Here is a 20506-nt window from a genome sequence, read left to right on the forward strand (position 1 = left end):
ATTGCCCCGCTTTTTTCGTTCCTGGCCGCACCCGAAATGCCGGATAGTTAATGTCTGGATTGCCGTTTCGGCTCGTAGCGTCCGTCCGGCTTCTTGTCGAACATCTCCTTGATCTGCGGGTGGCGGACGGGCTCCCCCGACTGATCCTCGAGCAGATTCTGCTCCGAGACATAAGCGATGTATTCTGTTTCCGAATTCTCGGCGAGCAGATGGTAGAAGGGCTGGTCCTTGCGAGGCCGCACGTCGGCGGGGATGGCTTCGTACCATTCGTCGGTGTTGGCGAATTGCGGATCGACGTCGAAAATGATGCCCCGAAATGGAAACAGCCGGTGGCGAACCACCTGTCCGATAGCGAATTTGGCTGTTTTCATCGTACTCACCACTGTATTCCTTGACTTTATTTGGCGCAGACTCCGAGTCAATTCAATCCCGAAGCGTTTGAGCGCCTTCAAGCTACGCAGAATGCGGAGCAAAGGTTTTTGATTGATGTCGCGATGTCGCGATAAACTCGGCGAGATCGCTACTGTTGCCGCACCGGCTTTCGCAGGCTACCCGCAAGTGCTGCAAAGCCGCTGCCGGGGCGAAGCCCTTCGCGCATGAAGAAGGCGCGCAGCGGTGCAAAGCCGCCGAGAACGCCGAGACCGGCGCCCCGCGCCATCTGCGCCGGCAGCATGTCGGAGAGCAGCGACATGTTGAGCAGATTAACAGCGCTGCTGCGTGCCAGAATATCGGGCCGGCGCCTGAAATCGTAGGCGGCCAGCGCCTTGGCCGCGCCCGGATCTTCACGATTTTCCCCTGCAATTCCAACCAGATCGTCAATATCCCTGATGCCAAGGTTAAGGCCTTGCGCGCCGATTGGCGGGAATACGTGCGCGGCCTCGCCGACAAGTGCCACGCGCTGTCGCGCGAAGCGCAAGGGCGTCACCGTCGACAGCGGATAGATCTGCCGGCCCGGCTCTACCGTCACCCGGCCCAGCATCGATTGCATCTGCTGCTCGACCCGTAGTGAGAGCGCAGTGTCATCCAGCGCGGCAAGCGCCTTGGCGGTTTCGGGCTTGACCACCCAGACGAGGCTTGAGCGATTGCCGGGCAGCGGAACCTGCGTGAACGGACCGGTCTCGGTGTGGAATTCCGTCGAGGTGAAGGCATGTTCGCGGCTGTGGCCGAAATTGAGCACGAGCGCTGCCTGCGGATAGGAGCGTGCGGCAGTCGCGATGTCCGCGGCCTCACGGGCAGGCGAGTGGCGCCCATCGGCGGCGACAGCCAGCGATGCGCTAACGTCGCTGCCGTCGGCGAGGATTGCTTCGGCCTTATCGGCGCCGAGGTTCCAAGTCTTGACCATCGACCTCAGCCATTCGATCCTGGGATGGGCGGCCACCTTGCTGGCAAGCGCTGGGCCAAAGACGCTGTTGGGCAGGTTCAGCCCGAATTGATCCTCGTCGATCTCGCTGGCGCGGAAGGTAACGACGGGGCTGCGGATCAGCCGGCCGGTCGCATCGACGATGCGCATCACCTTCAAGGGTGCTGCCTTGGCCCTGATGTCTTCGAGGACATCAAGCCGCTCAAGTACCTTCAGGGCAGGGTTCATGAGGGCCGTTGTCCGGCCATCGGGTGGCGAAGCCTCAGGCCCGACCAGCGTCACCGGGAAGCCGGCATCGGCAAAAGCGAGCGCTGCGATCAGCCCTGCCGGCCCGGTGCCGGCGATCAGTATCCGCGCTGTTTCCTGATGCTCCAAGGTCGGCTTCCGGCTTGCTATGCGACGCGGCCCGCCAGGGCCCGCCAGTCAAGCAGCATATAGGTCAGTTCATGCGGCTTGATCAACGCGGCGATTCGGCCCATTCGGATGTCATGACCGGCCACCAGGACGATTTCCGCCATCTCGACCGCGCCGGCCGCGCCACGGCTGGTATCGCGCGCAACCCGCGCTTGACGGTCAATATCGTTGTCGGTGCCGGCGTTGCGCTTGCCTGGGTGCTGTTGGCCGCCATGGCGATTCGCGGCGCCGAGGCTCTAGGAAGCGCGCCTGGCGACATTCTCCTGCGTGGTCTACCACAGCTGCCGCTGCCCGATTTCCTCGAACGGTTCTTCGCGCTCTGCCTCTCACCGACGCCGCTGGACGCCAGCATTGGTCCGCGTGCCCTGGCGCTCATCGCGATGTGGTTGCTGATGGCGATCGCGGCGATGCTGCCGTCCGCGGCGCCAATGATCCGCACCTATTGCGAGATCGCTGATACAGCCCGGATCAAGGGCGAGCCTGTCGTTCATCCGCTGGTGCTGGTTGCCGGCTATCTCGGCGTCTGGTTGGCCGCCTCGATGCTGTTTGCGGCTCTGACGCTGGCTGTGCATGCAGTCGCTGCACCCGGCGGGATATTCGATCCGGTGCTTGGCGTTACCGGCGGGCTGGCATTGCTGATTGCCGGCCTCTACCAGTTCAGTGGTCTCAAGGAAGCCTGCCTGAAGAAATGCCGAAACCCGTTCTCGATCCTGTTTTCGAACTGGAGCGCCAAACCCATCCGCGTCTTCCGGCTCGGCATCGTGCAAGGCATCTGGTGCCTCGGCTGCTGCTGGGCGCTGATGTTGGTGATGTTTGCCGTAGGCGTGATGAACATCTTCTGGATGGCGCTGATCGGCGTGTTCACGCTGGTTGAAAAACAGACGACGGGCAGTCTTCCAACCCGGCTGGCCGGTGCGATACTGCTTGTCTGGGCAGCCGCGCTGCTAGTAGTCTCGCTGTGAGTGGGGGAAATTCGATGGCAGATCAAGGCTGGGCAATGAAAGGAGAGCTCGTACTCTCCTGCAATTGCACGGTTTTTTGCCCTTGCGTGCTGTCGCTCGGCAATCATCCCCCGACCGAGGGCTATTGCCAGACCTGGGCCGGATTCCGTATCGATGCCGGTCATTTCGGCGAGGTCGACCTCTCCGGTCTCAACCTTGGGCTGATCATGGAAATTCCCGGTTACATGAGCCGCGGCAACTGGACCGCGGGCCTGTTCATCGACAAACGCGCCTCGGTCTACGCGGTCAAGGCATTGACGAAGATCTTCACCGGCAAGGCCGGCGGGACAACGTCGCTGCTGTCGATCCTGGTTGGAAAATTTCTTGGTGTCGAACAGGTGCCGATCACCTATGAGACGCGCGACAAGACGCGAATCTTCCAGATACCGAAGATCATCGACGGGGCGGTCACGCCAATCGTCGGCAAGGATCGCGATAAGGATACGGTGATCACGAATTCGGAATACTGGATCGCGCCGGAGATCATCGTGGCCAGGTCCGACAAGAGCAAGATGCGGGCCTTTGGCCGCAACTGGAATTTCGCCGGCCGCTCGGCCGAAATCTGCAAGCTGGATTGGCGGGGCCCGTGAGCAAGAACACAACGCCCAGGAACATGGCGGCCAGGAATATGGCGGCAAGGAAAGCCGCCAAGAAGATCACGGACCGGATTCCGCGACCGAAGAAGAAAGTCACCTGGCCACAGGCAAGGGCGTTCTCCGTCCACCTGCTGACAGCTTCAGGCTCGTTCCTTGCCTTCCTGTCGCTGGTGGCGGCGAGCGAGGAGCGCTGGACGGCGATGTTCTGGTGGCTTGGACTGGCGCTGTTCGTCGACGGTATCGACGGACCGATCGCCAGGAAGCTGGAGGTCAAGGAAATCCTGCCGACCTGGTCGGGCGAACTCCTCGACAACATCATCGACTACGTGACCTACGTGCTGATCCCGGCCTTCGCGCTCTATCAGCGCGGCTTCATGGGTGAGGGCCTATCGTTCCTATCGGCGGCGATCATCGTCGTCTCCAGCGCGATCTACTATGCCGACACCGGCATGAAGACGAAGGAGAATTTCTTCAAGGGATTCCCGGTGGTCTGGAACATGGTGGTGTTCACGCTGTTCGTCATCGAACCGGGACAATGGGTTTCGTTCGCTGTTGTGGTGGTGGCTGGTATTCTGACCTTCGTGCCGATCAATTTCATTCATCCGGTGCGGGTGGTGCGGCTGCGGCGCATCAATCTCACAATGACCCTGTTGTGGTGCGCTTTCGGTGCGCTTGCGCTTGCGCAGGCGGCACTTGCCGCCTTCTACGACCAGATCGGCGTGCTGGGCGAACAGGTCAGCACTTTCATCAAGATCGGCATCACCATCAGTGGGCTCTACCTCGCCTCTATCGGCGGGATCATGCAGTTCTTTCCAAATCTTGGCGCCAAAAGGGCCTGATCCGCCAGAGGAATCCAAATCCATGCCCAAAGCTATCCGCATCCACGGCCATGGTGGCCCGGAAGTTCTGACCTATGAGGACGCCGATCCCGGCCAGCCGGGTTCGGGGCAAATCCTGATCAGGCACACGGCGATCGGCCTCAACTTCATCGATGTCTACCACCGCACCGGTCTTTATCCGCCGCCTGGCGGTTTTCCGCTGATCCCGGGCAGCGAAGCCGCTGGTGTGGTGCTGGAGGTCGGCCAGGGCGTCGACTGGCTGAAGCCGGGCGACCGGATCTCCTATTCGACGAATGTCGGTGCCTATGCCGAGCAACGTGTCATCGCCGCCGACCGCGTGGTGAAGATTCCCGAAGGCATCAGCGACGAACAGGCCGCCGCGATGATGCTGAAAGGCATGACCGCGGAGTATCTGCTGCGCCGGACCTTCAAAGTGAAGGCGGGTGACACGATCCTGTTCCATGCCGCGGCCGGCGGCGTCGGGCTCATTCTTGGCCAATGGGCCAAACATCTTGGCGCAACCGTCATCGGCACGGCCAGTACAACCGACAAGATCGAGCTCGCCAGGGCACATGGCTTCGATCACGTCATCAATTACAAGGAGCAGGATTTCGTCGCTGGTGTCGCGGCCATCACCGGCGGCAGGAAATGCGACGTCGTCTACGATTCAGTCGGCAACGACACATTTCCGGCTTCGCTCGATTGTCTCAAGCCGCTCGGCATGTTCGTCAGCTTCGGCCAATCCTCAGGACCGATCCCGCCGTTTTCGATGTCGCTGCTGGCCCAGAAGGGCTCCTTGTTCGCCACCAGGCCGACGCTGTTCGTCTACAACGCCAAACGCGAAGACCTCGATGCCTCCGCGGCTGCGCTGTTCGACGTCGTGCTCAGCGGTGCCGTCAAGATCCAGATCAACCAGCGCTACGCGCTCAAGGATGCGGGCAAGGCGCACGCCGACCTCGAGGGCCGCAGGACAACAGGGACGACCATTCTCATCCCTTAGTCCCGCCAGGCTTGCTATCCCTTGAATTTCCGCTGAAATTCTTGAAGCTCTTTCAAGACGCGTGCCGCTTTCCGATGAGAGCCGGCGGCGCCTACCATGCTTGCGGGAACACAGAACATATCTGGCTAACCAGATGGGAGGCACTGTGAGTGCAGATCATGACGGGGCGAACCTGCTTGAGGTTCGTGGCCTGACCAAGATATTCGGCACGCTTACGGCGTGCGATCATATCGACCTCAACATCGCCAAAGGTGAAATCCACGCGCTCCTCGGCGAGAACGGCGCCGGCAAGTCGACGCTCGTCAAGATGCTGTTCGGCTCGCTGGAGCCCAATTCCGGCGAGATTTTCTGGAACGGCCAGGCGGTACGCATCACCAGCCCGGGTGCGGCGAAGAAGCTCGGCATCGGCATGGTGTTCCAGCATTTCTCGCTGTTCGAGGCACTGACCGCCGCCGAGAACATTGCACTGTCGCTCGATGACGGCTCGCCGATCAGCAGCATCGCCGCCAAGGCGAGGGCGCTCTCCTTCAGCTACGGCCTGCCGCTCGATCCGGACTCGCTGGTCGGCGATCTGTCGGTCGGCGAGCGCCAGCGCATCGAGATCATCCGCTGCCTGCTGCAGACACCGCAGCTCATCATTCTCGACGAGCCAACGTCGGTGCTGACGCCGCAGGAAGCCGACAAGCTGTTCGAGACGCTGGAACGGTTGCGCACGGAAGGCAAATCGATCCTCTACATTTCGCATCGGCTGGAAGAGGTCAAACGCATCTGCGACCGCGCCACCGTGCTGCGGCATGGCAAGGTGGTCGGTCACTGCAACCCGCGCGAGGAGACGGCGGCGTCGCTCGCCCGCATGATGGTGGGTAACGAAGTGCAGGCCGTGGTGCGTGCGCCGGTCGAAGGGATTGAAACCGCGCAGCCATTGCTCGAAATCCGCGGCCTCAGCCGCAAGCCGGCAACGCCGTTTTCCATTCCGCTCAAGAACATCAGCCTCAATGTCCGCGCCGGCGAGGTGATCGGCATTGCCGGCGTCGCCGGCAATGGCCAGGGCGAGTTCTTCGAATCCGTCTCCGGCGAGGTCTTGCAGCAGGATGCCACCTCGGTGCGCATCCGTGGCAAGGACGCAGGTGGCCTCACCATCACCGGACGGCGCCTGCTGGGTGCCGCCTTCGTGCCCGAAGAGCGCCTCGGCCATGGTGCGGCGCCACGCATGAAACTCTCGGAAAACCTGTTGCTGTCACGCCATGCCACCGACGGCAAGGTTTTCGTCAGCAGCGGGGGGATGGTCAAGGCTGCCGCGATCTATGCCGCCTCTCAACGCATCATCGAGGTGATGGACGTGCGCAAGAGCGCGCCGGATCCAGAAGCCGCAGCGCTTTCGGGCGGCAATCTGCAGAAATTCATTGTCGGCCGCGAGCTCGACCGCCGGCCAAGCGTCATGGTCGTCAACCAGCCGACATGGGGTGTCGACGCCGGTGCCGCCGCCCATATCCGCCAGGCGCTGATCGAGCTGTCGCGCAGTGGCTCGGCCGTGCTGGTGATCAGCCAGGATCTCGACGAGCTGTTCGAGATATCGGACGCGATCGCTGTCATGCACAATGGCGAACTGTCCAGGCCGATGCCAATCGCAGAGGCGACCTTCGAGAAGGTCGGCCTGCTGATGGGCGGCGCCGAGCCCGGCCACGCCGAACATACGCTGGAGACGGCATGATGCGCCTCGAACTCGTCAAACGCCCGCAGCGTTCCGCACTGTTTTCAGCCCTGTCGCCGTTCATCGCCTTCGCGCTGACGATCATCGCCGGCGCGGTTCTGTTCGCACTGCTCGGCGTCAATCCATTGACCGCGTTCCGGATCTACTTCATCGAACCGGTCAGCCAGGTCTGGCAGTTGCATGAGCTGGCGATCAAGGCAGCGCCGCTCATCCTGATCGCTGTCGGCCTGTCGGTCTGCTACAAGGCCAACATCTGGAACATCGGCGCCGAAGGCCAGTTCGTTTTCGGCGCCATCTTCGGCTCGGCCATTCCGGTGCTGTTCCCGCAGTTCGAAGGCCCGCTGGTGCTGCCGCTGATGCTTCTGCTCGGCATGGTCGGCGGCGCGGCCTACGCTGCGATACCCGCCTTTCTGAAGACCCGGTTCAACACCAACGAGATCCTGACCAGCCTGATGCTGGTCTATGTCGCCCAGCTCTTCCTCGACTGGCTGGTGCGCGGCCCATGGCGCGATCCGCAGGGCCACGGCTTCCCGCAGACGATCCAGTTCGGCGACTCCGCCGTGTTGCCGGAACTGATGCCGGATGCCGGACGCGCCAACTGGGGCTTTGTCTTCGCATTGGTTGCCGCGGTGCTGGTCTGGATCCTGATGAGCCGCATGCTCAAGGGCTTCGAGGTCCGCGTGCTGGGCTCGAGCCCACGGGCAGGGCGCTTCGCCGGCTTCGGCCTCAACCGCATGGTGTTCTTCGCCTTCCTGCTGTCGGGTGCACTGGCTGGCCTGGCCGGCATCTCGGAAGTCTCCGGCGCCATCGGCCAATTGCAGCCGGTGATCTCGCCCGGCTATGGCTTCACCGCCATCATCGTGGCGTTCCTTGGCCGCCTCAATCCGCTCGGCATCGTCGCCGCCGGCCTGGTGCTGGCGCTGACCTATCTCGGCGGCGAGGCGGTGCAAAGCGCGCTCGGCATTTCCGACAAGGTGGCGAGGGTGTTCCAGGGCATGCTTTTGTTCTTCGTGCTCGGTTGCGACACGCTCATCCACTACCGCATCCGCCTGATCGGCGTCGCACTGACCAAGCCGAAGGGTGCTGCACAGCTCGAAGCCGCCCCCAAGCTGAAGGAAGCCCGCTGATGGACATCGCCGTCAACATCCTCCTGACCATCGCCACGGCAGCGACGCCGCTGTTGATCGCGGCGATCGGCGAACTGGTGGTCGAGCGCTCCGGCGTGCTCAATCTCGGCGTCGAGGGTATGATGATCATGGGCGCCGTCGGCGGCTTCGGCGCCGGCTATCTGACTGGATCGCCCTGGATCGGCCTTCTGGCGGCGATCGCCATGGGTGCGCTGTTCTCGCTGCTGTTTGCCGTGATGACGCTGTCGCTTGCCACCAACCAGGTGGCAACCGGCCTGTCGCTGACACTGCTTGGCCTCGGTCTCTCCGGCATGATCGGGACGAGCTTCGTCGGCCAGCCCGGCGTCAGGCTGCCCAATCTCGATATTCCGGTGCTGACCGACATTCCTGTGATCGGCAGGTTGCTGTTCGGCCAGGATCCGATCTTCTACATCTCGATCGCGCTGACCGCTGCCGTGATGTGGTTCCTGTTCAAGACACGCACTGGCCTCACGCTGCGCTCGATCGGCGACAGCCATACTTCCGCGCACGCGCTCGGCATCAAGGTCATCCGCTACCGCTATCTCTCGGTGATCTTCGGTGGCGCCTGCGCCGGCCTTGCCGGCGGCCATCTGTCGCTGGTCTACACGCCGCAATGGGTCGAGAACATGAGCGCGGGCCGTGGCTGGATCGCGCTGGCGCTGGTGGTGTTCGCGTCGTGGCGGCCGTGGCGGGTGCTGGCCGGCGCCTATATCTTCGGCGCGGTGTGGATCGGCCAGCTTCATGCACAGGCTTTTGGCATTCCGGTGCCCTCGCAGATGCTTTCTTCGCTGCCCTATCTGGCAACCGTCGTGGTTCTCGTTCTAATCTCGCGCAACAAGCGTCTGACGATGATGAACACGCCGGCATCCCTGGGGCAGCCATTCGTTCCGGATCGTTGACAACAATAAAAAGACGGGAAGCTCCAAGGCTTAACACAGAGAGGTAACACGATGAAAAAACTGCTTATTGCCCTGATGACGACGACAGCGGCATTGTCGCTGGCGGCGTCCGCGGAGGCTGCCGACAAACTGAAGGCTTGCTGGGTCTACACCGGCCCGATCGGCGATTTCGGCTACTCCTACCAGCACGACCAGGGTCGCCTTGAGGTCGAAAAGGCGCTCGGCGACAAGGTCGAGACCGCCTATCTGGAGAACGTCTCCGAAGGCCCCGATGCCGACCGTGCCTTCGAGCGCCTGGCGCGCGAGGGCTGCAAACTTATCTTCGGCACATCGTTCGGCTTCATGGACGCCGAAGTGAAGGTCGCGAAGAAGTTTCCAAAGGTGATGTTCGAGCATGCGACCGGCTACAAGACCGGCGACAATCTCGGCATCTACAATGCACGCTTCTATGAAGGCCGCTACGTGCTCGGCCAGATCGCCGCCAAGGAATCGAAGGCCGGCGTCGCTGGCTACATCGTTTCCTTCCCGATCCCGGAAGTGGTGATGGGCATCAACTCGTTCATGCTCGGCGCGCAGTCGATCAACCCGAACTTCAAGGCCAAGATCGTCTGGGTGAACTCGTGGTTCGATCCGGGCAAGGAAGCCGACGCCGCCAAGGCGCTGTTCGACCAGGGCGCCGACATCATCGTCCAGCACACCGATTCGACCGCCGCCCTGCAGGTGGCCGAGGAGCGCAAGCTGCACGGCTTCGGTCAGTCGTCAGACATGATCAAGTTCGCGCCGAATGCGCAGCTGACCTCGCTGACCGACGAATGGGGTCCGTACTACATCAGCCGGGTCCAGGCAGCCATCGACGGCACCTGGAAGCCGGACAATGTCTGGCTCGGCATCAAGGACGGCGCTGTCAAGCTTGCGCCCTACACCAACATGCCCGACGACGTGAAGGCGATGGCAGAGGCGACCGAGAAGAAGATCGCCGGCGGCTGGAACCCCTTCACCGGACCGATCGCCAAGCAGGACGGCTCGGCATGGCTGAAGGACGGCGAAGTCGCCGACGACGGCACGCTGCTCGGCATGAACTTTTACGTCAAGGGCGTTGACGACAAGCTGCCGCAATAAGGCGCATCACATACCGGACATGGAGAGGGCGCCACGTGGCGCCCTTTTCGTTTGCCAGGAGAACCGACGGAAAGCTTAAACAGCCGAACCGTAAAGGTCATAAGCGTCGGCACGGTCGATCTTGACGGTGACGATGTCGCCTTGGCGCAGCGGACGGCGCGACTGGATGTGGACCGAACCATCGATCTCGGGCGCGTCGTATTTGGTGCGGCCCTTTGCCGAGGTGCCGTGCGCTTCGTCGATCAGCACCGGCAGGCGCTTGCCGACTTTCTTTGCGAGCTGGGTCGCCGAAATCTTCTGCTGGCGCTGCATGAAACGATGCCAGCGCGCTTCCTTGATTTCCTGCGGCACCTGTTCGAGGCCGAGGTCGTTGGAGCGGGCGCCTTTGACCGGCTCGTATTTGAAGCAGCCGGCGCGGTCGATCTTGGCCTCGTCCAGCCAGTCGAGCAGCATCTCGAAATCCTCGTCCGTCTCGCCGGGGAAGCCGACGATGAAGGTCGAGCGAATGGCGAGATCCGGGCAGACGTCGCGCCAGCCGCGAATGCGCTCCAGCGTCTTTTCGCCATGCGCCGGCCGGCGCATGTTCTTCAGCACCTGCGGCGAGGCATGCTGGAACGGGATGTCCAGATAAGGGAGGATCTTCCCCTCGGCCATCAGCGGAATGACGTCGGCGACATGCGGGTAGGGGTAGACATAGTGCATACGCACCCAGATGCCGAGCTTGCCCAGTTCCTCGGAAAGATCGAGGAATTTCGCGCGCACTTCACGGTCGCCGAACATGGACGTCTGGTACTTGATGTCGATGCCGTAGGCGCTGGTGTCCTGCGAGATGACTAGCAACTCCTTGACACCGGCCTTGGCCAGCTTCTCGGCCTCGCGCAGCACATCGGCCGCCGGCCGGGAAACGAGGTCGCCACGCAGTGCGGGAATGATGCAGAAGGTGCAGCGATTGTTGCAGCCTTCCGAAATCTTGAGATAGGCATAGTGGCGCGGCGTCAGCTTGACGCCCTGCGGCGGCAGGAGATCGATGTAGGGATCGTGCGAGGGCGGCGCCGCCTCATGCACGGCCGCCATCACGCTCTCATAGGCCTGCGGCCCGGTGATCGCCAGCACATTGGGGTGCTTCTCGCGGATCACGTCCGGCTCGGCGCCGAGACAGCCGGTGACGATGACCCTGCCGTTTTCCGAAAGTGCGGAGCCGATGGCATTGAGCGACTCGTCACGGGCGGAATCGAGAAAGCCGCAAGTGTTGACGACAACCAGATCGGCGCCGTCATGCTTGCGGGCAATCTCGTAACCTTCGGCGCGCAGGCGCGTGATGATGCGCTCGGAATCCACGAGCGCCTTCGGACATCCAAGGCTGACGAAACTGACGCGAGGGGCGGACATGGGCAAGTTTCCAATGGACGCGACGCCGGAAACATCGATCCGGTCCGCAGTCTCAACATATGACGGTTTGCACGGCTCCCGCAGGAGCTCGATTTGGGCGGCGCAATAGCACGGGTTCAGCAATCAAGCAAACAAGACCAGTGCCGGCGCTGCATCGACTACGTCTCAGTGCCCGCCTGAACCGAACCAGGGCGCCAGGAACGCGAAGTGGTCGGGGTACTGCTGTACCGCACCGTCGAGCAGCATTTTCACCGCAACGTAGAGAATGATCGCCAAACCGAGATAAGCAATCCAGCGATATTTGTGCAGCAGTCGCGCGACGAACGAGGCGGCAAAGCCCATCAGGGCGATCGACAGGGCCAGTCCGACAATCAACACCGTAGGATGGTTCATGGCCGCTCCCGCTACGGCAAGAACGTTGTCGAGCGACATCGAAACGTCGGCGATGACGATCTGCCAGGCGGCCTGCGAAAAGGTCTTGCTCGGACCCTTGCCGCCAACGACGCCGTCCTTGTCGAAGTCGCCGTTCGACAGCGATTCGGTGGCATCGCGCTCCTGCTCATGGCTGACACGCAATTCGCGCCACATCTTCCAGCAGACCCACAACAGCAGCAGGCCGCCGCCGATAAGCAGCATGGGTCCAATGGTGAGCAGCCATTGCGTGATCAAGGCGAAGAAGATGCGCAGAACGGTGGCCGCGGCAATGCCGACGAGAATGGCCCGCTGGCGTTGGCTGGCCGGCAGGCCGGCCGCGGCGAGGCCGATGACGATGGCGTTGTCACCTGCCAGCGCAAGGTCGATAGCAATGACCTGAAGAAGAGCCGATAAGCCCGCGGCAGTGAATATTTCCATCGATCTGGAAGCCCCTTGCCTGTTCGCCGAGTGTTGGTCGTCGACTATCCAGACGGGCCTAATGGCATGGTCCGCTGGCGTCAAGACGCTGCATCGGACAACGTTGGAAAACCACTTTTGTTACAGTGGGATTACAAGGGGATTTTCATCACTCGCCGCGTGCAAGCTTGCGCGGAAGCCAGTCTATAAAAATTAGTCGTAGAGATTGTACTTGGCCCAGTCGGCTTCGGGGATCTCGTCGCCGATCCGGTAGCGGAGCTGCAGGACCTCCATATGATCCGGCCCCGTCTGGCATTTGAATCTCAGCCGATACCATTGTCCCTTGCTGCGGAACGCCGCGCCCGTGCTCCTGATCGCATCGGCGCTCATCTCGGGTGTGGCGAAGGCGTAAGCGACGACACGGTCGGCCTTGAACTTGCGATCGTCGTGGGTGATCCGGTCCAGGATTTCTGCATCGCAACGCTGCTCAAGGCGTGTTTGCGGATCAAGTTTCATCAGGCCGTTGCGCAAGGCGTTGTCCATTGCGCTGGCCGGGAATGCCAGCGCCAGGGACGCAATGGCCGTCATGCAGAGTGTCTTCATGGGCGGGACAAGCAGCATATTTTGTCTGAAAAATCAACCAAGAGGGGCGCTTCATGCTCGGCAGCCCCCAGCATTCAGGGGGTCGGCGCAATCAAAATCTCGTGTCGCGGCGCATCGTGCGAGGCCTGCGGCCAACGGACCAGCGAGGCGCGGCCAGCATCCGTGAGATCGTAGAGGCCACGGTCGACGCGCGCGAACCAGCCATAGACATTGTGCTGCAGAATTTTCGGCGCGATCGGCGTCAAGGCCTTCAGGTCACGCGGCCGTTTGGGTCCGTCGACCATCGCCGCGGCGCAGGTGAGGGCGCTTTGGCGGTAGGCGGTCATGATTGGATTGCGCGATCCTCCGCCAGCGACAGGATCGCCGCGGCGGCGCTGGTGCTCGTCAACAAGGCGAGAGCGCCGTCGCGCATTCTTGCGCGGCTCCGGCGCGGCAGGACTGACAAGCACTTCGACCTTGTCATTGGCTGTCACGCCAAGCAGGCCGAAGCCAAGCCGGCGGCAGAGGTTGCGGAACCGGGCGTCGCTTTCGCGCCCCTTGCCCCGCGCCGACATGCGCGCCGCCAGCCAGACCTCGTCGCAAACAGCCGCACGGTCGACGCCTTGCAGCACCAGTTCGAGATTGAACTGCAGCTTCAATTCACAGATGACGACCACCGGCGGCTCACCCTCGCGCAGCGCAACGATGTCGCAGCCGCCAATTTCCCCCTTCACGACGAAGTCGAGATTTTCGAGGAACCGCTTCACCGGCGCATAAAGGGAGGTCTCGTTCATGCCTCAAGGTCTAGCCGATTCGAGGCAAAAAGCCCTCCAGTCGGATGGCATCTTGCTGAACTGCCTGCCATCGCACGTTCGACGCCTTGGATCCTGACCAGCGGGTGCTACTCCAAGAACCATATTGGCAGTCGCAAGTTCTCCTTGTTGTTGTGTTATCGTGGTCCTCGGTCAGCACAGGGAAGCTCGTCATGGACGCAAGTGAAATGAGCGCGATAGGCGACACCCTCATGAGGGTCGTCACCCCTGAAATGTCCCCCAAGCAGCTCGTCAAGGCGGCCCAGAAAGTGCACCCCAAGGCTTCGAAGAAAGACATTGCGCGAGCGGCCTTCTTTTCGATCATCGCAAACGCGGATCAGGACATCGGCAAGGCCAAGAACCTTCAGGCATTTGCCATTGCGGAGCGCACCCAGCAATCCGACTGAGCAACGCCTGGCCTCATCGCCGCGAATAGGCTGCCCGACATACCGACATCACGGTGTCACGCAGCCAACGATGCACCGGATCGGCGTCCATGCGAGGGTGCCACATCGCCGATATCTTGAATTCCGGAACAGGGAGCGGGAGCTCGAAGCTCTCGACACCTGTCGCGACGGGGCCACTGGTATTACCAAGACACGATCGGCGGGCGCATCGATCTGACTGTTATCGATGAAAAAGGGGCCTCCACGACGCGGCTGCACACCTGGCCGGAGGACGTGGTTGGGCGGAAGATTTTGCCTGCTGGCTTTTCCCACAAGGTTTTTGTTCTTTATCCGTTCTTTTGTGGATAAGTTCGCCGCCGCTTTACAAGCGGGCGCCGTCATAGGACTATATTCCTTGGGTGGGGCGATTTCCATTGAGATCGCTAGGGCAAGGACTAAACCGTCTACACAGCCGGCCGGGTAGCGCACGAGGTGGCAAGTGATCCCCGGTGAGTTTGGCGCCCGTTGACGTGACCCGGCAGGTTACGACACTATCGTTTCTGGGACAGGGGGAAATGCGATGAAAGCTGTACTTGCTGCCACCTTGATAGCCTGCATGACTGTGACGCCATGCGTCGCCGCAACAAAAGCCGATAAAGTAAGGAAGCAGATTTCGGAGGCGATGGAAGGGCTGAATGGCTGCCCGACGCTATCCATTAATCTTCCGAGGCTGCAGATGCTGCAGACGGAACTGGATAGTCAAGGCAACATCAGTGCCGCGCTGAAATCGAACGGCGACATGGCCATGGCCACAGCTGGCGGGCCGCCTCCCGGCGGTCCCAAGCCGGAACCGCTTTCGCCGGCCTGCCAGAAGCTGGTCGACGACTACGGATATCAAGGTAAAAAGATCAAGCGGCTGATCAATGAGCCATGAAATATTAAGGCACTGAAAGAAGGCCGGCGCGCTTCTGCTGGGAGCTGCCTGAATGGCGCCGGCCAGACGGTCCTCTTTCAGGTCCGCCGCACCTCAGACATAGCTGAGTCTTTCCGTAACGTCATGTCGAGTTGTGCAAACGCCTTAAGACTAGGCGAAAACGCCTATTCCGGCGGAACAAAAAATGCGAAAATATCTAGTAAAATCAATGACTTGACTCCATCTGAACCTAGGCGCGTCGTGGTTTGCATGGCCGAATGGCGGTTAGTTGTTTTCAGAGGAAATAGTATGACCGACTTTGAGGGGAATGCCGTTCTGGTTAGGGGCCTGTATCGGGGGTCGCAAGTTGCTCGGATTGACGAAAGAGGCCGACCGTTGGACTGGCAGTTGGCTGACGACCATGCGGGCGCAGTTGCTCTGGCGCAGGCTCTGAAGGTGGATGCACCCGACCAACAGTTCGCTGTGTACGACACCTAGGTGGAGCCAAGATTCGCGGCAGAGTTTGCTTGAGTTCCACCATCTTGATTTGCAGGCCTGCTTCGGCGGGCTTTTTCATGCAGCGAGACTGAGGCGAGGGCGGCTGGCTGGCGTAAATCGCGGCGTTAGGCCAGGGGTTATGATAACCCCAAAACTTAACCTAACTGTTTGATTTTATTGATGGTATGGCGGAGGAAGTGGGATTCGAACCCACGGTGAGCTTGCACCCACGCCGGTTTTCAAGACCGGTGCCTTAAACCGCTCGGCCATTCCTCCAGTGACTGTCCGTCACGTGGGAATGCTCTAGTGCGCCTGGCAAAGGCCTGTCAACCGGCATGCGTGAAGCGCGCACGTTTGGCGGTCGACCACCGTGCGGCCCTCATCGTCACAATGTTGCCCGGTTCCGGCCACAATCGGTTAATACCGTAATAAACAATTCCTGCGCACAAAGGATCGGGGTTCAGGGCGCCGTTGGTATTGTCGAGTGAGTGCTTTGGCTCCTCTGCTGTTCAAACGACGGCGTCTTTGATTGAGATTGTAGGGGATTTCAGGAAAATGCAGGCTACGACGCATCAGCGTCTCCGTCGCGCTTCCACGCTCACGCTGATTGCCGCGTCGGCTGCCTTGCTGGCGGCTTGCGCGTCGCAGCCTGAGCCGAAGGGGATGGTCAATCCCAAGCCTCGCTCCAAGGAATACTTCGCCGAAACCGAATATGGTGTGAAGGCCAGCCCGCGCGTCCAATTCATGCGGCGCGGCGGCGGCCGCGACCAGCTCGGCAAACCCTACCAGGTTCGCGGCAAGTGGTACTATCCAAAGGAAGACAAGAAGGGCTACGCCAAGGTCGGCCTGGCCTCCTGGTATGGCGACGCCTTCCATGGCCGGCTCACCGCCAATGGCGAAGTATATGACACGGCGCAACTGACGGCCGCGCATCCGACCATGCCGCTGCCGAGTTATGCCCGCGTCACCAACCTCGAAACCGGCAGTTCGGTCATCGTGCGAGTCAACGACCGCGGCCCCTATCATGAGGGCCGCATCATCGATGTCTCCGAGCGTGCCGCGCAGATGCTTGACTACGCCAAGGTCGGCACCGCGAAGGTCAAGGTCGAGTATGTCGGTCGCGCACCGCTCGACGGCAATGACGATCAGTATCTGATGGCCTCCTACCATCCAGGCAACAGGATTCCAGATCCGTCGGATGGCTTGCCAACCGGCGTCATGGTGGCCATGAATGGACCATCCCCTAACGTGCCGGTGGGCGCCGCTGCTGTGCCGTTCCCGGGCCAACTGACGAATTCCGACCAGCCGTTCGCCGCGCAGCCGTCCCTGTCGGCGCAGACACCGGCTTTCGGCGATCTGGCACTGCCCGATTTCGGGCCGATCGTACCCGAGCGTCCGGCGATCGGTCTGCCGCCGCAGTCGCCCTTCGCCATGGCCTCGCTGTCTTACGCGGATGAACGCGTGCGGCGCGGCGATGTCTTTGCCGCGCTGGACGATAGCGGCATGTCGCCCGCCGACATCCTGCGGTCATGGAAGAAGTCGAGCCCGCAAGCCTCGCCGTCCAATGCCGACTATGTTGCCGCCGGCACGTTCGATAACGCCGCCGAGGCCAAGCGCGTGGCCGCGGCACTTGAACCCTTCGGCAGAACAGAGATCCAGCGTTCCGATCTCGACGGCAATGATTGGTACGCGGTCAATCTCTATCCGGACGGCCATGGCGGCCTGGACGAGTTGCTGCAGGCGGCGTGGTCGCATGGCGCACCCGATGCGCTGGCAGTGCGCAACTGAATTGCCAGCCGGATTTCCGCTGAACAGTTGATCCGTCACAGTTGATCCGTCTTGGAAAAAGCCCGATAGTTTCGCGGGCTTGCCGGAGAGACCGGCCAACGGGTTGAATTTCATGCAGTTTCGCTTGCTCCAGCCTTTTGCCGGGTTTTTGCTCCTCGGCTTTCTGCTTTCACTCGCTCCGGCCCAAGCGCAGCTTTTCGAGACCAAGGCCACACAGGCCTTCATGATCGATGCCGACACCGGCACGGTGCTGTTCTCGAAAGATGCCGACAAGCCGATCCCGCCGGCCTCGATGGCCAAGCTGATGACCATGGAAGTGGTTTTCAACGCGCTGAAATCCGGACGCCTCAAACTCGACGACACGTTCGTGGTCAGCGAAAACGCATGGCGCAAGGGCGGCGCCCCGTCGGGAACATCGACGATGTTTGCCAAGCTCAAATCGGCGATCCGCCTCGAGGACCTGATCCAGGGCGTGACCGTGCAGGCGGCCAATGACGGCTGCATCGTCATCGCCGAAGGGATGGCCGGGTCCGAGGACAATTTTGCCGCTGAGATGACCGATCGCGCGCACCAGATCGGCCTAAAGACATCGACCTTCGTCAATTCGACCGGCCTGCCGGCAGACGGCCAGCAGACGACGGTGCGCGAATTGGCGCAGCTCGCCCTGCATCTGTGGCGCGATTACCCGGATTTCTATCGCTACTACGGCCTTAAGGATTTCACCTGGAACAAGATCTCGCAGAAGAACCGCAACCCGCTGCTGGCGATGGATATCGGCGCCGATGGCCTGGCTGTCGGCGCGAGCGAGGCGTCGGGCTTCGGCATCGTCGCTTCGGTTAGCCATGACGGCACGCGGGTGATCATGGCGATGAGCGGGTTGGCCAACGACAAGGAGCGTGCCGAGGAGGCGCGAAAGCTGCTCGACTGGGGCGCGCGCTCCTTCCAGAAGACCGAGATCTTCGCCAAGGACGAGGTGGTCGGCGAGGCCCAGGTTTTTGGCGGTGCGAAGTCCGGCGTGACGCTGAAGGCAAAAGGGCCGATCGACATCTTCCTGCCGATCACCAACCGCGACAAGCTGACGGCCAGGATCGTCTACACCGGCCCGGTTGCGGCACCCGTGGAGCAGGGCCAGCCGGTGGGGGCGCTGCGCGTCTTTATCGGCGACACGCTGAGCCAGGAGACACCGCTTTTCGCCGCTGAATCGATCGGTGTCGGCACACTGCCGCAGCGCGCGCTTGATGCCGTCAAGGAACTGGCGATCGGCTGGCTGCGATAGCGCCGACGGCATGGACGTTTTCCCGAACGCGGACTATCTAGAGCGCAACAATCCACATGGACAAAGGCTCTTTCGATTGGCGCGCGGATTTTTCATCACCTTCGAAGGCGGCGAAGGCGCAGGCAAGTCGACGCAAATAGAGCGGCTGGCGAGGAAGATGCGCGCCAAGAAGTATGATGTCCTGCTGACGCGCGAACCCGGCGGCTCGCCGGGCGCCGAAGCGGTCAGGCATGTGCTGCTGTCAGGTGCGGCGGAGCCCTTCGGACCGAAGATGGAAGCGCTGCTCTTCGCTGCCGCCCGTTCCGACCATGTCGAGCAGGTCATCCGGCCGGCGGTCGAGCGCGGCTCCGTCGTGCTGTGTGACCGTTTTCTGGATTCCTCGCGCGTCTATCAGGGCGTCACCGGTGGGATCGACCCGGCATTCATGGCGGCGCTCGAAGAGGTTGCCATCAACGGCATGATGCCAGACATGACACTGATCTTCGATATCGATCCGGCCGAGGGCCTCAGGCGCGCGACGCTGCGGCGCGGCAACGACGCCGTCGCCGACCGTTTCGAGAAGGAAACGCTCGCCATTCACCAGGCCCGCCGCGAGGCTTTCTTGGCGATCGCCGCGGCTGAGCCGGAACGCTGCATCGTCATCGACGCGTCAGCCGACCCCGATACGGTGGAGCACGTCGTCACCGCGGCCGTCTTCGCGGCATTGGAGGCGAGGGCGCCCGCGCGCAACAGGCAGGCCGCACCGGTATGATCTTCGAACGCATTGCGCCCGAACAGCATGACACGCTGGACGGCGTGCCTGAACCGTCCGAAACGCCGCGTCTGGTCGGGCACGGGCAAGCAGCCGGCATGCTCGCTGCCGCCTATCGGTCGGGAAAGCTGCCTCATGCGCTGATCTTTTCCGGACCGGTCGGCATCGGCAAGGCGACGCTGGCTTTCCATCTGGCGCATCACCTGCTGAAGCACCCAGCCTTCGCGCAGGCACCGGAAAGACTTGCCGCTCCCGATCCGGCCTCGCCGCTGTTTCGCCAGATCGCGACCGGGGCGCATCCGGGCGTACTGCATCTGACCCGCCCGCTGAACGACAAGACCAAGAGCTTCAAGACCGTGGTCACCGTCGACGAGATCCGCAAGGTCAACCGCTTCCTGTCGCTTACCTCGCATGACGGCAGCTACCGGGTGGTCATCGTCGACCCGGCCGATGACATGAACACCAATGCCGCCAATGCCTTGCTGAAGAACCTTGAGGAGCCGCCGACACGAACGCTGTTCATCCTCATCGTCCACGCGCCGGGCAGCCTGCTGCCGACGATCCGTTCGCGCTGCCAGGTGGTGCGCTTGACGCCGCTCGATTCCGACGACTTGCTGGCGGTGCTGAAAACCGCCGAACCGCCGCCACCGGACGAGCCGGTCGCGCGGGCAGCACTGGTCGAGCGGGCAGGGGGCAGCGCCCGCAACGCGATCCTGCTGACGCAGTATGGCGGGCTGGAGATCGCCCAGACGCTCGATGCGCTGGTGGCTAAGGGAAAGAGCGACGTCAACGGGGCCTATCGGCTGGCGGAAGCCGTCGCCGGACGCGACCAGGCGATCCAGTTCGACATCTTCAACCGCCGTGCGCTTGATCTCCTGTCGGACGCGGCAAGCCAGGCAGCGCTGTCGGGCGATCTCGCGCGGGCCAAAAACCTGGCGGACACTTGGCATGAGGCGCTGGACGCTATATCTGAGACCGACACCTACAATCTCGACAAGAAGCAGCACGCCTTGACCATGATCGACCGCCTGAATTCTGCGATGCGAATGTGACGGCCTTTTTTTGATGCATGCCGTTGCCCCAAAACCGGGGCCACTTTTGGGCGGCATGCATCGGGCTCGGGATGGCAATCGCCATTCCGATGCGATATCCACCGCCACGGCTTCCATTCAGACATTCATGATGGTTCATTC

At 61.9% G+C, this 20506-nt stretch carries 20 protein-coding genes and 1 tRNA gene; 14 read left to right on the top strand and 7 right to left on the bottom strand.

What is annotated here, in order from left to right:
• Nucleotides 1-47: 47 nt before the first annotated feature.
• Both hspQ and EB235_RS21955 read right to left on the bottom strand, forming a co-directional pair.
• A complete protein-coding gene (gene hspQ / locus EB235_RS21950) occupies nucleotides 48-371 on the bottom strand; it encodes a heat shock protein HspQ (protein ID WP_027027770.1) in 324 nt (107 codons plus the stop codon).
• A gap of 149 nt (nucleotides 372-520) precedes the next feature.
• Entirely contained in the window at nucleotides 521-1735 is a 1215-nt protein-coding gene (locus tag EB235_RS21955) for a UbiH/UbiF family hydroxylase (RefSeq protein ID WP_027028953.1), read from the bottom strand.
• Between the two features lie 71 nt (nucleotides 1736-1806).
• Between EB235_RS21955 and EB235_RS21960 the strand changes: the two genes are divergently transcribed.
• The 8 genes from EB235_RS21960 (at nucleotide 1807) to EB235_RS21995 (ending at nucleotide 10087) form a co-directional block, all read left to right on the top strand.
• Complete coding sequence (locus EB235_RS21960) at nucleotides 1807-2736, top strand: DUF2182 domain-containing protein (RefSeq protein ID WP_027028952.1); 930 nt, start codon at nucleotides 1807-1809, stop codon at nucleotides 2734-2736.
• 14 nt (nucleotides 2737-2750) lie between these two features.
• The gene (locus tag EB235_RS21965) at nucleotides 2751-3365 is read left to right on the top strand and encodes a DUF1326 domain-containing protein (RefSeq protein ID WP_027028951.1); all 615 of its coding nucleotides are present in this window, start codon (nucleotides 2751-2753) and stop codon (nucleotides 3363-3365) included.
• A 38-nt stretch (nucleotides 3366-3403) separates the two neighbouring features.
• Complete coding sequence (gene pcsA, locus EB235_RS21970; protein ID WP_027028950.1) at nucleotides 3404-4210, top strand: phosphatidylcholine synthase; 807 nt, start codon at nucleotides 3404-3406, stop codon at nucleotides 4208-4210.
• Nucleotides 4211-4232: 22 nt separating this feature from the next.
• Nucleotides 4233-5210: a quinone oxidoreductase family protein gene (locus EB235_RS21975; protein ID WP_027028949.1), complete on the top strand. Its 978-nt coding sequence runs from the start codon at nucleotides 4233-4235 to the stop codon at nucleotides 5208-5210.
• A 133-nt stretch (nucleotides 5211-5343) separates the two neighbouring features.
• Nucleotides 5344-6921, top strand: coding sequence for an ABC transporter ATP-binding protein (locus tag EB235_RS21980; protein WP_032925352.1), 1578 nt, complete (start codon nucleotides 5344-5346; stop codon nucleotides 6919-6921).
• Nucleotides 6918-8048: an ABC transporter permease gene (locus EB235_RS21985; RefSeq protein WP_027028947.1), complete on the top strand. Its 1131-nt coding sequence runs from the start codon at nucleotides 6918-6920 to the stop codon at nucleotides 8046-8048. Before EB235_RS21980 ends, EB235_RS21985 begins: the two co-directional genes overlap by 4 nt.
• On the top strand, nucleotides 8048-8968 hold the full coding sequence (locus EB235_RS21990) for an ABC transporter permease (protein WP_027028946.1): 921 nt from the start codon (nucleotides 8048-8050) through the stop codon (nucleotides 8966-8968). The genes EB235_RS21985 and EB235_RS21990 overlap by 1 nt, the downstream gene beginning before the upstream one ends.
• A 51-nt stretch (nucleotides 8969-9019) precedes the next feature.
• On the top strand, nucleotides 9020-10087 hold the full coding sequence (locus EB235_RS21995; protein WP_027028945.1) for a BMP family ABC transporter substrate-binding protein: 1068 nt from the start codon (nucleotides 9020-9022) through the stop codon (nucleotides 10085-10087).
• A gap of 75 nt (nucleotides 10088-10162) precedes the next feature.
• Here EB235_RS21995 and rimO read toward each other — a convergent pair whose 3' ends face one another.
• From rimO to EB235_RS22015, 4 genes are all read right to left on the bottom strand, one after another.
• Nucleotides 10163-11476 (bottom strand): 30S ribosomal protein S12 methylthiotransferase RimO, encoded by a 1314-nt coding sequence (gene rimO, locus EB235_RS22000; RefSeq protein ID WP_027028944.1) that lies wholly within the window; start codon nucleotides 11474-11476, stop codon nucleotides 10163-10165.
• 165 nt (nucleotides 11477-11641) lie between these two features.
• The gene (locus EB235_RS22005; RefSeq protein ID WP_027028943.1) at nucleotides 11642-12328 is read right to left on the bottom strand and encodes a TerC family protein; all 687 of its coding nucleotides are present in this window, start codon (nucleotides 12326-12328) and stop codon (nucleotides 11642-11644) included.
• Nucleotides 12329-12520: 192 nt separating this feature from the next.
• Entirely contained in the window at nucleotides 12521-12928 is a 408-nt protein-coding gene (locus EB235_RS22010; RefSeq protein WP_032925349.1) for a DUF930 domain-containing protein, read from the bottom strand.
• Between the two features lie 56 nt (nucleotides 12929-12984).
• Nucleotides 12985-13683: a DUF2161 domain-containing phosphodiesterase gene (locus EB235_RS22015; RefSeq protein WP_027028941.1), complete on the bottom strand. Its 699-nt coding sequence runs from the start codon at nucleotides 13681-13683 to the stop codon at nucleotides 12985-12987.
• A gap of 191 nt (nucleotides 13684-13874) precedes the next feature.
• Between EB235_RS22015 and EB235_RS22020 the strand changes: the two genes are divergently transcribed.
• Entirely contained in the window at nucleotides 13875-14108 is a 234-nt protein-coding gene (locus tag EB235_RS22020) for a hypothetical protein (RefSeq protein ID WP_027028940.1), read from the top strand.
• 559 nt (nucleotides 14109-14667) lie between these two features.
• Entirely contained in the window at nucleotides 14668-15021 is a 354-nt protein-coding gene (locus EB235_RS22025; protein WP_155256250.1) for a hypothetical protein, read from the top strand.
• 663 nt (nucleotides 15022-15684) lie between these two features.
• Here the strand turns inward: EB235_RS22025 and EB235_RS22030 are convergent.
• Nucleotides 15685-15774, bottom strand: a tRNA-Ser gene (locus EB235_RS22030).
• 279 nt (nucleotides 15775-16053) lie between these two features.
• On the opposite strand from EB235_RS22030, the gene EB235_RS22035 reads away from it, so the two are divergent.
• The 4 genes from EB235_RS22035 (at nucleotide 16054) to EB235_RS22050 (ending at nucleotide 20365) form a co-directional block, all read left to right on the top strand.
• Entirely contained in the window at nucleotides 16054-17286 is a 1233-nt protein-coding gene (locus tag EB235_RS22035; protein WP_027028937.1) for a septal ring lytic transglycosylase RlpA family protein, read from the top strand.
• A 112-nt stretch (nucleotides 17287-17398) separates the two neighbouring features.
• Nucleotides 17399-18562: a D-alanyl-D-alanine carboxypeptidase family protein gene (locus tag EB235_RS22040; protein ID WP_027028936.1), complete on the top strand. Its 1164-nt coding sequence runs from the start codon at nucleotides 17399-17401 to the stop codon at nucleotides 18560-18562.
• 76 nt (nucleotides 18563-18638) lie between these two features.
• The gene (gene tmk / locus EB235_RS22045) at nucleotides 18639-19313 is read left to right on the top strand and encodes a dTMP kinase (protein ID WP_027028935.1); all 675 of its coding nucleotides are present in this window, start codon (nucleotides 18639-18641) and stop codon (nucleotides 19311-19313) included.
• Nucleotides 19310-20365 (top strand): DNA polymerase III subunit delta', encoded by a 1056-nt coding sequence (locus EB235_RS22050; protein ID WP_027028934.1) that lies wholly within the window; start codon nucleotides 19310-19312, stop codon nucleotides 20363-20365. Before tmk ends, EB235_RS22050 begins: the two co-directional genes overlap by 4 nt.
• Nucleotides 20366-20506: the final 141 nt, after the last annotated feature.

Origin of the sequence: Mesorhizobium loti R88b (assembly GCF_013170845.1) — a bacterium.
GTDB lineage: Bacteria > Pseudomonadota > Alphaproteobacteria > Rhizobiales > Rhizobiaceae > Mesorhizobium > Mesorhizobium loti_B.